At 39.9% G+C, this 16,297-nt stretch carries 13 protein-coding genes and 1 riboswitch; of the genes, 4 read left to right on the top strand and 9 right to left on the bottom strand.

Translation table 11 applies throughout. The features are described from left to right. Positions 1–43: 43 nt before the first annotated feature. From FZC41_RS14705 to FZC41_RS14675, 7 genes are all read right to left on the bottom strand, one after another. The gene (locus tag FZC41_RS14705) at positions 44–1,243 is read right to left on the bottom strand and encodes a S41 family peptidase (RefSeq protein ID WP_148568202.1); all 1,200 of its coding nucleotides are present in this window, start codon (positions 1,241–1,243) and stop codon (positions 44–46) included. A 194-nt stretch (positions 1,244–1,437) separates the two neighbouring features. Continuing rightward, positions 1,438–2,589, bottom strand: a complete 1,152-nt coding sequence (locus FZC41_RS14700; protein WP_148568201.1) for a murein hydrolase activator EnvC family protein — start codon at positions 2,587–2,589, stop codon at positions 1,438–1,440. A 50-nt stretch (positions 2,590–2,639) separates the two neighbouring features. Then, complete coding sequence (ftsX, locus tag FZC41_RS14695; protein ID WP_148568200.1) at positions 2,640–3,557, bottom strand: permease-like cell division protein FtsX; 918 nt, start codon at positions 3,555–3,557, stop codon at positions 2,640–2,642. Next, a complete protein-coding gene (gene ftsE, locus FZC41_RS14690; protein ID WP_148568199.1) occupies positions 3,547–4,236 on the bottom strand; it encodes a cell division ATP-binding protein FtsE in 690 nt (229 codons plus the stop codon). Before ftsE ends, ftsX begins: the two co-directional genes overlap by 11 nt. Before the next feature lie 369 nt (positions 4,237–4,605). Further along, entirely contained in the window at positions 4,606–5,886 is a 1,281-nt protein-coding gene (locus tag FZC41_RS14685) for a murein hydrolase activator EnvC family protein (protein ID WP_148568198.1), read from the bottom strand. A gap of 349 nt (positions 5,887–6,235) precedes the next feature. Further along, positions 6,236–7,414: a methionine adenosyltransferase gene (gene metK / locus FZC41_RS14680; protein ID WP_148568197.1), complete on the bottom strand. Its 1,179-nt coding sequence runs from the start codon at positions 7,412–7,414 to the stop codon at positions 6,236–6,238. An 89-nt stretch (positions 7,415–7,503) separates the two neighbouring features. Continuing rightward, positions 7,504–7,606: riboswitch (SAM riboswitch) on the bottom strand. Between the two features lie 58 nt (positions 7,607–7,664). Continuing rightward, positions 7,665–8,855, bottom strand: a complete 1,191-nt coding sequence (locus tag FZC41_RS14675; protein ID WP_148568196.1) for a M24 family metallopeptidase — start codon at positions 8,853–8,855, stop codon at positions 7,665–7,667. Positions 8,856–9,072: 217 nt separating this feature from the next. On the opposite strand from FZC41_RS14675, the gene FZC41_RS14670 reads away from it, so the two are divergent. Genes FZC41_RS14670 through FZC41_RS14655 form a run of 4 tightly spaced genes read left to right on the top strand, consistent with a single transcriptional unit; the run spans position 9,073 to position 13,428 of the window. Continuing rightward, positions 9,073–9,783, top strand: a complete 711-nt coding sequence (locus FZC41_RS14670) for a tRNA lysidine(34) synthetase (RefSeq protein ID WP_148568195.1) — start codon at positions 9,073–9,075, stop codon at positions 9,781–9,783. Between the two features lie 42 nt (positions 9,784–9,825). Beyond that, complete coding sequence (locus tag FZC41_RS14665) at positions 9,826–10,512, top strand: response regulator transcription factor (protein ID WP_148568194.1); 687 nt, start codon at positions 9,826–9,828, stop codon at positions 10,510–10,512. After that, positions 10,512–12,317, top strand: a complete 1,806-nt coding sequence (locus tag FZC41_RS14660; protein ID WP_148568193.1) for a HAMP domain-containing sensor histidine kinase — start codon at positions 10,512–10,514, stop codon at positions 12,315–12,317. The genes FZC41_RS14665 and FZC41_RS14660 overlap by 1 nt, the downstream gene beginning before the upstream one ends. Then, positions 12,298–13,428 (top strand): hypothetical protein, encoded by a 1,131-nt coding sequence (locus FZC41_RS14655; RefSeq protein WP_148568192.1) that lies wholly within the window; start codon positions 12,298–12,300, stop codon positions 13,426–13,428. Before FZC41_RS14660 ends, FZC41_RS14655 begins: the two co-directional genes overlap by 20 nt. Before the next feature lie 131 nt (positions 13,429–13,559). Here FZC41_RS14655 and pyk read toward each other — a convergent pair whose 3' ends face one another. Both pyk and FZC41_RS14645 read right to left on the bottom strand, forming a co-directional pair. Continuing rightward, on the bottom strand, positions 13,560–15,302 hold the full coding sequence (pyk, locus tag FZC41_RS14650; RefSeq protein WP_148568191.1) for a pyruvate kinase: 1,743 nt from the start codon (positions 15,300–15,302) through the stop codon (positions 13,560–13,562). Between the two features lie 37 nt (positions 15,303–15,339). Continuing rightward, a complete protein-coding gene (locus tag FZC41_RS14645; protein WP_148568190.1) occupies positions 15,340–16,296 on the bottom strand; it encodes an ATP-dependent 6-phosphofructokinase in 957 nt (318 codons plus the stop codon). Position 16,297 lies beyond the last annotated feature (1 nt).

Genomic DNA, 16,297 nt, shown 5'->3' with positions numbered 1-16,297 from the left:
GTGTGCTTAAATAATCGACCAATTTTTGATTATTTTTATTAAATCAGTTTGTGCCACCAAGATCTGCCAATGCTTTTTGTAATTGAACGTCTTGTTCATCGGTAAAAACATTGTTTTTCATATCATCACTGGCATCAATGACGTCGTTAGGTTGCAAACCAATTTTATTGATGCTATTGCCATTGGGCGTAAAATATTCTGAATTCGTGATTTTTATACCACTGCCATCAGCCAGACTGATTACTTCCTGAACGATGCCTTTTCCAAAAGATTTTGTTCCAACAAGGGTTGCCGCACCGGTATCTTGAAGTGCCCCTGCCAATATCTCTGAAGAACTGGCTGAACCTTCATTAATCAATACCACCATCGGCAAAGCTAACTGCTGCGTCGCATCCGAATTATATTCGGTCTTCTTTCCCGCTTTATCAACGGTATAAACAACCACTGTCTGTCCCAATAATCGATCGGCAATATTCACCGCCTGTTGTACGCCACCACCGGGATTATTACGCAAATCAATCACCAGTCCGGTAATATTTTGCGCTAATAATGCGTTAAGCTGGGTATCAAAATCGGTGGCGGTATTATTGCCAAATTCACTGATCTGAATATAGCCCTTATTTCCGATCACCCGGGAACCAACCGTTTCAACTTGAATGGCTTTTCTGACCAGTGCCAAATCGATTGTTTCTTCACCTCTAAGGATGGTCAGCGAAACGCTCGAATCGGCTGGTCCCTTAACCTTGGACACCACGGCTTCGGAACCGATGGTGCTGACATCCTCTCCATCTACTTTAACAATCCGATCGCCGGTTTTAATTCCTGCTGCCTCAGCCGGTGTTCCCTTTTGAGAGGCAATCACCGAGGTATGGCCTTCGTCATCTTGAGTCACAACAACACCGATTCCCTCATATTCTCCTGTTGCCATCTCCATGAAATCACTGTATTCGTCTTTTGTAAAATAAGTGCTGTAGGGATCCCCAAGGCTATCATACATTCCTTTAATGGCACCATCCATCATCGTATTATCATCAGTATCTTTATAATAATCCGCGGAAATTTTGTTTTTTAGTTCAATTAGCTTTTTTATCCCATTGGCAGTTTCTTTGCTATCGACATTTACGATCAACTTATTACCCAGCAAATAGTTTCCTGTTGTCGCCATCGTAAAGGTGAAAACATTTGTGAGAACCAACAATACCGCAATGATAATGATTAGTTTTTTCTTTAATTTCTTATCCATATTCCTCCTAACAAGCCATTGCTTATCAATTAATATAGCCACCAATACATGGCCTAAATTTTTCTGTGTTTCTCAAACAATCTCAAGTGAGTGATGCACTTGTTCAACTCATTGTTTTTGCACAAAATATAACAGGAGAAAAGAATCACGATTCTTTTCTCCTGTTCTTTATTTTCTATTGTACTTTTAAACTCTTAAAAGTAACCCATAGGATCGACAAAATCTCCACCAACAAGGATTCCGAAATGACAATGCGGTCCGGTAGAATTTCCCGTTGAGCCAACCAATCCAAGGACATCGCCCCGATTGACCGTTTGTCCGGCAGATACGTTTATTTGACTCATGTGACCGTAATAGCACTGCATGCCGTTACCTAAGTCGATAACAACACAATTTCCATAACCGCCGTTCCAACCAGCCGAAATAACCGATGCATTACCCATGGCTAAAATTGGTGTTCCGGTAGAAGCACCAATATCTACTCCCTCGTGGTATCCGGTATATGGGTCTGTACGCGGTCCGAAGGGGCTTGTGATCTCGCCGCCGCAAGGCCATGTGTAATTACCAGAAGGCACGAAAGAAGCACTGCCGCCAGTCGTTGAACCATTAGCAGCATTTGCAGCATTCGCTGCCGCAACTTCTGCCGCAATCTGTGATTTCAGATTTGCTGCGTCAGCTGTTTCAGCATCAAGAGCCGCTTGAGCTTGGGCTATGATCGCTTTGTTTTGAGCAACCAGCTGATCCTTTTGTGCTTTAACCTGCTGTTGTTGTGCTAATTGTGTTTCCTGTTCGGCTTTTTTGCTAACCGTTGCCAGTCGATCTGACTCAATACTCGCTTTTTTCTCTGCTATAAGCTGCTTCGTTTCTTCCAAAGCAGTTAATGCTTCTTTGTCCGCTTCAACAATATATCGGGACATATCTACCTTTGAAACAAAATCGGAAAAACTGGTAGAAGAAAACAAGAATTCCATGACACTCCCGTTTCCGTACATATACATCGTACGGACACGCTCATCCATTGCCGTTTCTTGTTCGGCACGTTTTGCTTCGGCAGCATCCAACTCCACCTGGGTCTGCGCAATATTTGCTTCTAATGTCGAAATTTCGGTGTTAATGCCATCAATCACGCCGCTGATACGGCTCATTTCATCATTTGCTTTAGTAATCTCAGCTTCTATGCCATCGATTGTCGTTTGTGTCATATCAATCTGATACTGTGCCGCTGCTGCTCGATCATTGCTGGCAGCCAATTGGTCTGAAAGCGACGCTGCATTAACTGGCGAAATCACAATGCCCAGCATAATGATGGTCCCCAATATGCCTGTTACAATTCTTTTTTTAATCATCCCACTAATCCTCCTGATTTCAAACCACTTCTTTTCAATTTAATCATTTTTTATACGTCCAAAAATTTGCGAATTGCAAAGATACTACCAATAGCTCCAATTAATCCTCCGTAGATCAGGAAAAAGTATATGAGTTTTCCCATTACCAGATCAGGTGATGCCAGCGTTGTACCGACGGGCAGAAAAGAACTTCCGCTTAAAAGGCCCAACACATAATAGTATGCGATTCGAATAACCAAAAATGCAACAATCGCTCCAATAAGACCTAACAACGTTCCTTCTAAAATGAAAGGGGATCGAATATAATTATTGGTTGCCCCCACATACTTCATAATCCCAATCTCTCTACGCCTGGCAAATACGGTTAATTTAATCGTGTTATAGATGATAAAGATCGAGATGATGGACAGAACCACCAGAACGACCAGACTCAGTGTATTGGTAAAATTGCTAAAGTTCACCAGTACCTGAACATACTCTTCTCCATATTTCACATATTCAACACCTTTATCTTTAAAAGTCATTGCCAAGGTTTGAACCGCTTCAAGATCATTTGGGTCTTTAACCCTTATGATAAAGGATGCCGGCATTGGGTTGTTTTGAGAATTATAGCCGCTTAAAAGCGATGAATACTGGTCCAAACTTGCTGAAAATTTATCTAACGCTTCCTGTGAACTCTCAAATGTGACGCTCTCAATCATGTCGCTATCTTCCAGCGCCTGCTGAACAGTAAGCTTTTGGGCATCTGTAAAATCAGATTGAAGAAAAACTTTAAGTTCAAGCCTGGATTCTACGTCTTTTGTTAATTCCGAAACATTAATGGTTAATATCAAAAATATACCTAAAATAATCAAAGCGGCAATAACGGACAATATTGAAGCCGCACTCATCAGATTATTTCGTTCAATACTTTTTAACGTATCACGAACAACATTTTTGGGCATTGTTTTTATTGAACTAAACTTCATATCCGTACCTACCTATTGCATCATCAACTGTGAGCGCACCATCTTCCAGGGTCAATACGCGTTTTTTCATAACATCAACGATCTCGCGATCATGCGTAACCACTACAATTGTCGTCCCACGTCGGTTTATTTCTTCCAATATACTGATAATTTCATATGAAGTTTCAGGATCCAGGTTTCCGGTCGGTTCATCACAAATGAGGATAGTCGGATTATTAATAATCGCTCTGGCAATAACTACTCGTTGCTGCTCGCCTCCTGAAAGTTCATGAGGATAATGGTTAATACGATGTGATAAGCCAACCATGTCCAGAGCTAACGGTACCCGCTTACGGATCTGTTTTTCCGACTTTCCAATAATCTCCATCGCATAAGCGACATTCTCAAATACGCTTTTGTTTTCTAAAAGACGGAAATCCTGGAAAACAACTCCCATTTTGCGTCGCAAAAATGGTATCTCTCTTTTTGAAAGGTTGGCAATATTGTAGTTGTTGATAAAAATCGAACCTTGCGTTGGCTCTATCTCTCTTAAAAGAAGCTTAATAAATGTTGACTTTCCTGCTCCACTCCGACCGACAAGAAACACAAATTCGCCCTTATCAATAAACAAACTCACATTTTTGAGTGCATCACTCTTGTTTTTTTCATAACTCTTGGTTACATTTTTAAATTCTATCATATTCTATTTTTCACTCCCAGGATGCATACCATCCGTATTCATTTTTGCACGACATTTTAACACATCAAGTTACATTGTATCTTAATGCTCTTTTGGTAAACTCTCGTTATTTTAATTCTATTTTGATGGAATGTGAAAGACTTCTAATTTTCCAGCTTTCATCATTAGCTGCAAAATCATCCTCTTGCTAATTAATGTATTTATTTTAGCATACTTTTTCATTAATTTCATTAAAAAAATAAATTTTTTGTAACAAATGTAACTTATTCTAATCAAATCTCCGCAGAAGAAAATGAGAACATAAAAAAAAGAGAAAAGTTGGTATCTTTTCGGACCAATCTTTTCTCTTTTTCTATATCTATTATTTGCTTAAATATAACTGTATGGATCAACGGCTGTTCCGTAAAGTCGTATTTCAAAATGAAGGTGTGGTCCGGTGGAATCTCCGGTACTTCCCACTGCACCAACTGTTTGTCCGATGCTGACGGTATCGCCTGACGAAACATTAATCGCACTCAAATGGCCATAAACCGCAGATAATCCATTTCCAATATCAACAATAACACAGTTGCCATAACCACCATTCCATCCTGCCGATATTACTGTTCCGTTACCGGCACATGCAACAGCTGTTCCTGTCGAAGCTCCGATGTCAACACCTGAATGATATCGGGTTGTGCCCGGGTTAAGGGGATCATCACGATATCCAAAGGGACTGGTAATTTCTCCGCCACAAGGCCACTGATACCCATTTGAATAAATTGGAGCTGCTGTTGATCCGCCGCCATTATCACTACTGCCAGTATTTCCGCCGCCAGATTCAGTCGCATCGCCGGAGCTACTGCCGGTATTGTCAGAGCTACTGCCGGAGTTATCAGTAGCGCCACTGCTTGCCGCATTATCCTGTGCAACCTGGGTAGCTTGTGCTGCCTGGGCTGCATAATAAGCCTGAAGTTGACCTTCAATGTCAGATGAAGTTGCTGCTTCGGAATCTTCAATTGCCTGATATTGTGTTAAGACCGTTTGATTTTGTGCCAACAATTGATCTTTCTGTGCTTTCACATCTTCTTGTTGACTTAACGCAGCTTCCTGCTCGGTCTTTTTCTCAACGGTCTTTACTTGATCGGCTTGAATACTCTGTTCTTTTTCATTAATAACTTTTTCTGTTTCTTCAAGAGCATTCAGTGAATCCTTATCGGCTTGAATTATGTAACGAGACATGTCCACTTTCGTTACAAAATCCGAGAAATTAGTGGAAGAGAACAAAAATTCAAGGACACTGCCATTGCCATACATATACATGGTTCGTACCCGATCACTCATGGCTGCTTCCTGTTCAGTCTTTTTCGCCTGTGCTATTGCTAATTCTTCCTGGGTTTTTGCAATATTCGCTGCTAAAGCTGAAATGTCGGTATTGATTGAATCAATTTGACCACTGATCTGACTGACTTCAGTATTTACTTTACTAAGCTCTGTTTGAATACCGTCAATGGTGTTTTGAGTCATGTCAACCTGATATTTAGCAGCTGCTTGCCGTGCACTGCTTTGTGCCAACTGCTCAGTAAGAGAAGTAGCATTAACGGGTACTGCTAAAAATGCCAAAACCAACGAACCAGTAATTATCCCTGATATGATTTTTTGTTTTTTCATTTTACCCCTTTTTTTCACAACTTTTTAATCATTATGAAGCTATCTAAATTTTAATTTGTCATATTATTTTTGTAACAATTGTATTATAACACATCAAGGGCGATATTAAAACCGAAAACAAAAGAAATATTTAAAAATATTTTATCTGAAACATGGATGAATCCTTTGTTTTTTCACTTCGAATGATGCTTAAAGACTTTTTGAGTTGCATCAAAACTTTTAATAAAGTTAAAAGTCCTGGAGATAATCATAACATCAGTTGTCTGCATCATGGCAAACCGGCCGCCGGTCCGAACATGTAGCAGACAACGATTTACGCTTATCTCCAGGACGAGTTTATTACAACTTTTTACAAATTACTTTTCAGCTTTTCAACCATGTCAAGTCGTTCCCATGGCAAATCAATATCGGTGCGTCCAAAGTGGCCATATGCCGCTGTTTGTCTATAAATCGGGGCCCGCAAGCCAAGATTCTTAATTATGGCCGCCGGTCTGAGATCAAAATATTTGTTAATCAATTCAATGATTTTGTCTTCTGATATTTTCCCCGTTCCAAATGTATCAACATGAATGGAAACTGGTTTTGCAACCCCAATGGCATAAGCCAGTTCAACTTCACATTTATCCGCCAAACCTGCGGCAACAATATTTTTGGCAACATGTCGGGCGGCATAAGCTCCCGAACGATCCACTTTTGTCGGATCTTTTCCGGAAAAAGCACCGCCGCCATGTCTACCATAACCGCCGTAAGTATCGACAATGATCTTTCGGCCGGTTAAACCGCAATCTCCCTGTGGCCCGCCGATCACAAATCGTCCCGTGGGATTGATAAAGTATTTGGTATCATCGTCCAATAATTCAGCCGGAATCACCGGTTTTATGACCTTTTCAATCATATCCTCCTGGATCGTCTCAAAGGCAACATCAACACTGTGCTGAGTCGAAATAACAATCGTATCGATTCGGGTTGGAACCCCATCATTATACTCAACGGTTACCTGAGTTTTTCCGTCGGGTCGTAAATAATTCACCAGCTTCTCTTTTCGTATATCTGATAACCGTTTGGCCAGCTTATGCGCCAATGAAATCGGCATTGGCATCAATTCTGGTGTTTCATTGCAGGCAAAGCCAAACATCATGCCCTGATCTCCCGCTCCGGTAGCCAGGTCCAGTTCGTCACCTTCCCCTTTTTTTGACTCTAAGCCTTCGTCAACGCCCATTGCAATATCACCGGATTGTTCATCAATGCTGGTAATAACGGCACAGGTATCACAGTCGAAACCATATTTCGCACGGTCATACCCAATTTCTCGAACCGTATTACGCACGATTTTAGGAATATCGACATAGCATGATGTTGTAATTTCACCGGCAACCACCACTAAACCGGTCGTGACCATCGTTTCGCAGGCAACCCGCGCCATTGGATCCTGTTCAAAAATAGCATCGAGTACCGCATCTGAAATCTGGTCGCACATTTTGTCTGGATGCCCTTCGGTAACGGATTCCGAGGTAAATAATTTTTTCATCTGTTTCTCCTTTTGAATAATAATGTAACGTCTATTTACCCGATATCAAAAAAGCCTCGTCTTTTGACGAGGTTAATGATTTACATTAAATCCCATCATTGCGAACTTGCAGAAATTCGCAGGTATTGGCACCATGCTTGCGCTGGTTGCCGGGTTTCATAGGGCCTGTCCCTCCACCTCTCTGGATAGGTAAATATTCAATTACTTTTTTAAATGATACACTTCAACTTTTCCGATGTCAACGTTTTTTTTATAATACTTCACAACCATTCGCCGTGATCACTACATCATCTTCAATCCGAACACCGATGCCAAGCTTGTCCATGTATAAACCGGGTTCCACGGTCAAAACCATGCCTGGTTTTAAGACCAAATCACCGGCGGGACACAAATCATGCGTATCCAAACCTAAAGAATGGCCAATTCCATGATAGTAAAATTCAGTGATATCCTGATTTTTAGGAATAAAGCCGGCATCACAGCATTTTTCCAGGAACAAATCTTTTGCTAATCCTTGGAGCTTTTTCATGACCGCTCCGGGCTTATAGGCCAAAAACATTTCTTTCTGCACAGATTCTACCATGCGAACAATTTTTTCTTGGATAAATGTCATCTCTCCATTCACAGCAAGGGTTCGGCTAATGTCTCCGCAATAACCATTAACTCTTGCTCCCAGATCAAAAAGAATCAGGTCTCCCGCTTTTAGTTTGGCGTGATTTGACACATAATGGAGAGTCGTGGCATTTTTTCCTGATGCAACAATACTTTCAAAGGCAAGTCCATCAGCGCCTGCTTTTTTTAGAAAATATTCAAAAAAGGCAGCGAGTTCGTATTCATAAATACCAGGCTTAATCAACGTCCGCATTTCTTTGAAGCCTTCTTTTGTCATGGCGTTGGCTTTTTTTATTGCCACAATCTCTGCAGGTGTTTTTATCATCCGCATCTTTGCAAGAATGGGGTGCAAATCCCTTAACTTGCATTGTTTTAAGAACTTCTGGACATTTTCATCTTTGGTTTTAAAACTCTGATGTTCAGGTATTTTAAAATCAAAATATAACAACTTAGCCGAATCAACTTCATCAACCTCGCCTATTTCTTTTGCCAAATTTTTGCTGTAGTCAATTACTTCAATACCCGATAATCCTTGCGCCTGTTCTTTATCAATTTTTTTTCCAACCCATTTTTCCTTAAATGGATCGGCTTCTTCGATAAATAATTTCTCGGTTACAAGGCCATCCATATCTTTTTTTATAATCAAAACCACATTGGGTTCCCTAATACCGGTTAGATAATAAAAGTTGTTGCTGGCAAAAAAAGGATAGTCTTCGTCCAACGACATCTCAACTGCTCTGCCCGAAAACACTATAGCGATGCTGTTTTTTTCCTGCTGTTCGCCAACTTTTTTTCGGTTATTAATATAAAAGCTTTGTATTAACGCCAATTTTTTCCTCCTGAATTTTTAATTAAATCAATAATTTGATAAAATGACTGCTTTATAAAAGATAATCCCCTTTTAATCTCTCTCATTAAATGTTAAAATAACCTCAGGATGTCTTTTGCTATTTATTGTACCTTCGAAAGAATTTTTTGACAAGTGTTGAAAAGCAACCCTTCCAAAAAGAATGGTATCGGACATCTGAATGAACAGGAGAATCTTTATGAAAAAAATTCTTGGACCGCTTCGTCGCGGGGTCGAAAAATACGAAATGATCAAACCTGGCGATCGCATCGCCATCGGTTTGTCCGGCGGTAAGGACAGCACAGCTCTCCTAGTTGCGATGAAACGCTTCCAGACCTTTTCTCCGGTTCCTTTTGAACTTGAAGGAATCACTTTAGATATGGGTTTTGGCGGAATGGATCTTTCTCCCTTAGTTGCTTTGTGTGCAAGTCTGGATGTACCCTACACCATAAAAAAAACAGCTATCGGTCCCATTGTATTTAAGGAAAGACACGAGAAAAACCCCTGTTCCCTTTGTGCGCGAATGAAGCGCGGCGCTCTCCACGACTTAGCGCTTGAACAAAACTGCCGAACCATTGCGCTTGGACACCACGCTGATGATGCCATTGAAACCTTTTTTCTCAGTCTCTTTTATGAGGGTAGAATCAATACTTTTTCCCCGGTGACCTATTTGGATCGAAAAGCGATCACCCTTATCCGTCCTTTAATTTTTGTTAAAGAACGGGATATCATTAGTTACTTTAAAATAAAAAATCTTCCCGTGATCGAAAGCACCTGTCCCGCCAATGGATTCACCAAACGGGCGGATATCAAAAACATGATTAAGGATCTTCGTAAAACGATACCTGATCTCGATGATCGGGTTTTAGGGGCTATTCAAAATAAAGAACAATTAAATCTTTGGTTTTAAACGATTTAGCATTAAACTAAAAACTAGAAAGTAGGCACTAAAATGAATGAAAAAATACTCGTCGTAGATGATGAAGCATCTATTGTTGATTTAATAAAATTAGAACTTGAGTTCGAAGGATATCAGGTTGAAACGGCGTATGATGGTGTAGAAGCGGTCGAAAAAGCATTAGCTATTCACCCTGATCTGATTGTCTTGGATATTATGCTTCCTAAAAAAAATGGTTATGATGTTTGCCGGGAACTTTGTCCGCAGTTAGGTGTTCCCATTATTCTTTTAACTGCCAAAACCGACATCATCGATAAGGTTTTGGGGTTGGAACTCGGAGCCGACGACTATCTTACCAAACCATTTGACAATCGGGAACTTTTAGCCAGAATTAAAGCTCATTTGAGACGCTCAGCCATTGTAATTGAACCTAAAAAACAAGATTCTCTATTAACGAACGGCGACCTGAGCATTTATGCTGATGAACGTATGGTTTTGCTGGAAGGAAAAGAAATCCATTTAACGCCAAAAGAATTTGAGCTGCTTTTCCTGCTTGCTTCAAATCTTGAGCAGGTCTTCCCTCGGGATACGCTTCTTGAGAAAATCTGGGGCTATGATTACTATGGCGATACCAGAACCGTTGACATGCATGTTCAGAGAATTCGACGAAAAATTGATAGCCAAGGAAACAAATACATCCAAACGGTATTTGGAATTGGATATAAAATGAGGAAGCTCTAATGCATCTGAGCTACCGAAAAAGAATGATCATCTACAACATTTTTCTTTTTGCTTTTGCATTTCTAATTGTTGTATTTTGTGTCTTTCAAGGAACCTCTTATTATTATATAAATCAAGCAAAAAATAACCTGTTGGAAATGACTCAAGACACTACTTTATATATTGATCAAGCGCTCAAAGACTCCTCGGATTCTGATTCGCTAATGAATCGTTTTTCCGCAAATGGTCTTTACTTATGTAAAAATATCGCTGTTAATGAAAATAATCGCGTTTTGCTTTTTGATACCAGTGGATCCCTTATTGCTGATTCGGTTGACCTAAGCAATACAAATACCCTAGATACCGAAATAAATTTGTCTAAAGCCCAGTCTTCCCCGGTGTTTACTTTGAAGTCCGTGAACAACGCCAGCGTTGCCTATTATGTCGCTCCCATTAATATTGATAACTCGATAGTGGGGTACATCGGTTTTCTATATCCCATGCATGAACTGGATACTTTTCTTCATATCACCAGTATCCTTTTTGCAATCGGCGGACTCATTGGTCTTTTTGTGTTGGTACTGGTAACGACGATTTTTTCCAAACATTTTTTTCAACCGATTAAAGATTTAACAAAGATTTCCAAAGCAATCAATAATGGGAACTTTAATCTGACTATTTACTATAAGCATTCTGATGAAATCGGTGATTTAACACAAGCTTTCAATGGCATGATTACCAATATTAACAATGTCATTCTTCAGCTGGAATCAGAAAGAAAACGACTTGCCGGGGTACTCGCATCGATTGATGATGGTTTGTTGGCTATTGACAAAAACGGAAATATCATTACTTCAAACAGTTATATAAAAACTTATTTCAATGTCAGCAATCCAAAAACGATTTATGATTTTCAGTATCAATCATTCTTGCGGGATATTTTTGACAGTCTGAAAAATGGGAAAAACCATATTTCAGAAGAAATTGATTGTAATAATCGTAATCTTTTACTGATCGGAAGTCCTATTCGAGAAAAAGGTTTTGAAGAAAACTATTTGATCATAATCCGTAATATGACAGCTGCCCGGCACCTTCAAGACGAACAGCGGAAGTTTATCAGTAGTGTTTCTCACGAATTGCGCACGCCTTTAACAACCATTATCGGGTATACCGATATGCTGACGCGAAGACAGGTTGCTGATCCAGAAATAATAAACCGCTCATTAAACACAATCAACCGTGAAGGCCATCGTCTTCTTCGTCTTGTCGATAATTTGCTGAATGTAAATAAACTTGACAAGGCCGAATTTGATTTTAAAAAAACGAACTTAAATATTGTTGTTTTAATTTCTGAAGTCGTTGAACAGATGCAAATTAAGGCAACTCAATCTGATATCCAAATTAATTATATTTCTGATGACCTTCCTGAAATTCTCGGTGACTATGACCGGCTTCAGCAGGTATTTATAAACATTCTTCACAATGCCATTAAATATTCAAATAACGGTGACATTATTGATGTTATTTCCACCCTGGAAGAGGACCACATTGTCGTATCCATTCGTGATTATGGCCCCGGAATCGCAGAAATTGAGCAGCAACGTATTTTTAATGCCTTTTATCGAGTTGAAGAAGATCGGTCCCGGGGACCCGGTGAGGGCGGCTCAGGGCTTGGACTTTATATTGTTAAACAGATTGTTGAAAAACATGAGGGTAAAATTGAAATTGTCAGCCAGGTTGGCGAAGGAACTAATATTATTGTAACCCTTCCCATTTTATCCGTTTTAATATATGGAGGTGATAAAAATGAAAAGCCTAAAGAATAAGAGCCTTTTCCTTGCTTTTATCATCATGATCGCATTGTTTGCCAGCGGCTGTCAAAATTTATTTATTCCAGTTAATGTCCCGGTGGTCCTTAAAGAAGGCATTTTCTCTGGAATTCGGTCTCCTCAGAAAATCAGCATCCAATCTTTTAATGTTATTTCGTCCGGTGTCGTTCAAGATATTACCAATAACGGAAATAATTTGATCATCCTCAATAGCGGAACAACCTTTAATATCGATACCTTTAATACCGATACTCAGCAATTGTCTTCATTTGTCAATTCAGATAAACATGAGTTATCAGCGCTTTATGATGCCAATGATACCGGTATCTATTATATCGAAAAAACGATTGAACCAAATTCCGGAAACTTGGACAGTCAACTTTTATGGACGGACATCAATAAAAACATCACCCGTACTATCTCAAATCCTGAAGAAAATGTCAATCAGTTTTTCAGTACCAATGAATCGAATCAAGTCGTTTATAGCAACAATAATAATGAACTTGTTTTGGCTGATAACGAAGGAAACCGCACTGTTTACAAAACGCTTCGGGATTATCCTATTCTATCCATCAATTATATTGAAGATGCCCAGGGTTTTGTGTTTATCGCTTATGATCCTATTAAAGAAGAAAAGACGAATCTGTACTATGCTAAAATAAAAGATGATTCCCTCGAATTGTCGCCAAGTTTAATCGCGGAAAATGTAAATAGTTTTGATATTAATGATGTTACAAATCAAGTGATTTTTATAAAAAACGGTGGTGAATCACAAAGCATCGGCACTTGGAAAACCAGTGATATTAAATCATCAACAATTGCAACCGGTCATTTTGGAACTGTGAAATTTACTCCAAATGGTGAAAATATTATTTACACCCAGTATTCACCCAATTATGATTCTCAATCACAGTCAATTTGGGTCATGGATACCAACGGTGATAATCCCCTCCAGGTTACAGCTCCTTTGAAATTAAGCTCGCAGGTGTTTTGTCATCCAAATAAATCAATTCTGTATTTTTCAGCAGAAACAAATGCTGCCAGCACAAATTCTACCGTAGATAGTGTCCCTTCTCAAACCTATCAAATTATGTATAAAATCGATTAGTACCTAAACAAACGATAAAAAGCCTTTCTATTATTATCCGTGTCATGCCCAGATCGGACACCCTTTGGGTGTTCGCCTTGATGCACATCAATGAATAATAGAAAGGCTTTTTTATATTCAGACTAATCTGTTTAAATCATTTGCACTCTTCCCTGGTAAATAATTCCACGTTTTGGATCAAGGGAAATCAACTTGCCATGCTCGATAATTTTCAATGCATTTGAAACATTAACAATGACCGGAATGTCATAATGAAGTCCGGCAATCGCACCTTCTGAACTTAGCCCGCCTTCTTCGGTAATAATCGCTGAAGCCATATGAAGAATATGACTGATCTCTGGTATCAGAGATTTTACAACGAGAATATCACCTTCAATAAAATCGTCAGTATTGACTGCTGTTATAATCTTAGCATAACCAGTAACCGGTTTTTTTCCGATGCCAACGCCAGTCATGATTGCATTACCAACGGTATGAACTTTTATGATATTGGTATTACCCTGAACGCCCAGTGGTACTCCGGCCGCAACAATTGCTATATCTCCAAATTTTACATACCCCTGCTCAACAGCCTTTTCAACAGCATCCATGATCATGCTGTCGGTATCTCCAAACTCGGGTGTATAAATACAATCAACGCCCCAAACCAAAGCCAGACGTCGAACCGTCGTCACCTTATCTGTCACTGCCAGGATCTGGCAATCCGGACGATATTTTGAAATCATTCGCGCTGTATGGCCAGATGATGTTGCCGCAATAATGGATTGCGCATTGAGCTGATCGGCAATTTGGCAAGCCCCTTCGCTCACTGCATTGGTGGTGGTCAGTTCTCCGTGTTCCGGTTTTTTCCGCCTGGCATATTCTTCGGAATTTTCGCTTTTAACGACAATATTGCACATTGTTTTTACTGATTCTATGGGGTAAGATCCCGCCGCCGTTTCGCCCGAAAGCATAACCGCATCGGTTCCATCAAACACTGCGTTTGCGACATCCCCAACTTCTGCCCGAGTCGGTCTGGGATTACGCATCATCGAATCAAGCATCTGTGTCGCTGTTATCACCGGTTTCCCAACCAGATTACATTTCCTGATAATACTTTTCTGTACCAATGGCACTTCTTCCGCCGGTATTTCAACCCCCAGATCTCCTCTGGCAACCATTATTCCATCTGAAACATTAAGAATCTGGTCAATTTTTTTGACTCCTTCTCGATTTTCTATCTTCGATATAATATTAATACCACCGCCGCCGTTTTGTTCCAACACTCTTCTGATTTCTAAAACATCTTTCGGTTTTCTAACAAATGAAGCAGCAACAAAATCCACTTTTTGTTTGATTCCAAAAATAATATCTTCTTCATCTTTTTTAGTCAAAGCTGGCAATTCGATGTTTACCGCAGGAAGATTGATACTTTTTTTATTACCTAAGGTTCCCCCGTTTAATATTCGACAGCTAATTTCAGTTCCCTGAACGTCTTCTACTTCAAGCTGAATCAACCCGTCATCAATGAGAATTCTACATCCCACTGATACTTCACTGGGAAGATTGTCATAAGAAATGCTGAATCGCTTTTCATCTCCCAAAATGTTTTCAGTCGTTAAAGCGACCGTTTTTCCAGCTTCCAGTTCAACTTTTCCCTGAAGTAATTCCCCGGTTCTTATTTCCGGACCTTTTGTATCCAGCATAATAGCCACGGGTATTCCCAGTTCTTTACGGATCTCTTTAATTCTCTGAATTCTTGCCGAATGTTCCTCATGAGAACCATGAGAGAAATTTAAGCGGGCGACATTCATTCCATTTAGGATCAGCTCTCTTAATATTTCCTTTGTATCTGACGCTGGACCCAAAGTACATACAATCTTGGTTCTTTTCATTTTTTTACCTTCTTTCTATATCAAGACTTTTTTTAAATCATATGGATAATACCGATGCCATATCATAAATATCCTGTCGGAATATTTTTGGCATTTTAAGTGCTTCATCAATGGGAATGCCCAAATAAGATCCGCAACGTTCAACAATAATACGTCCTGTTTCTTTTTTTATGATACTCAACACGGCATTATAACCCATAAAACTTGCTAAAATTCTATCCGCATTTGATGGCGAACCACCTCTTTGAATATAGCCTAAATTCGTTCCTCTTGTCGTTACTTGAGTGCGTTCTTCAATCTTTACGCAATAATCTCGGTAATTTCCACAGCCTTCAGCCAACATCACGATGCTGTGAAGCTTGCCACGGTCTTTTCCCTGGAGAAGTCTCTCGCAGATAGCATCCAGATCTGTTTCAACTTCCGGCAGAATTAATGCTTCTGCACCTCCGGAAAGTCCTGCATAAAGTGCTATATCACCGCATTTTCTGCCCATAACCTGAACAACATTGATGCGATTGTGTGAATAGGTGGTATCTCTTATTTTACTGATCGCATCCAGCGCCGTGGTAACCGCGGTATCAAATCCAATGGTGTTATCACTGCAGCCTAAATCATTATCAATTGTACCCGGAACACCAATCACATTGACTCCCAGTTTTTGAAGTGCCAGGGCGCCGTTCATACTTCCGTCACCGCCAATAATAATGAGATGTTCAATTCCGTATTCTTCGAGAACCGCAGCACCTTTTTTAACTCCCGCATCGGTGGCAAAAAATTCACTTCTTGATGTTCTGAGAATCGTGCCTCCCCGCTGAAGAATATCAGCGACCGAGTAAACACTGAGCGGAGTGATATCCTCTTCCAATAAACCTGCAAAACCTCGGTTGATTCCATAAACTTCAATTTTATTAAAAATCGCCGTCCGAACAATAGCCCGGATGGTTGCATTCATTCCCGGGGCATCGCCCCCACTCGTTAATAATCCAATTCGCATT

This window comes from Acetobacterium paludosum (assembly GCF_008086595.1).
In the GTDB taxonomy this organism is placed as follows: Bacteria; Bacillota; Clostridia; order Eubacteriales; family Eubacteriaceae; genus Acetobacterium; species Acetobacterium paludosum.
This window is presented reverse-complemented; position numbering and strand designations above follow the sequence as displayed.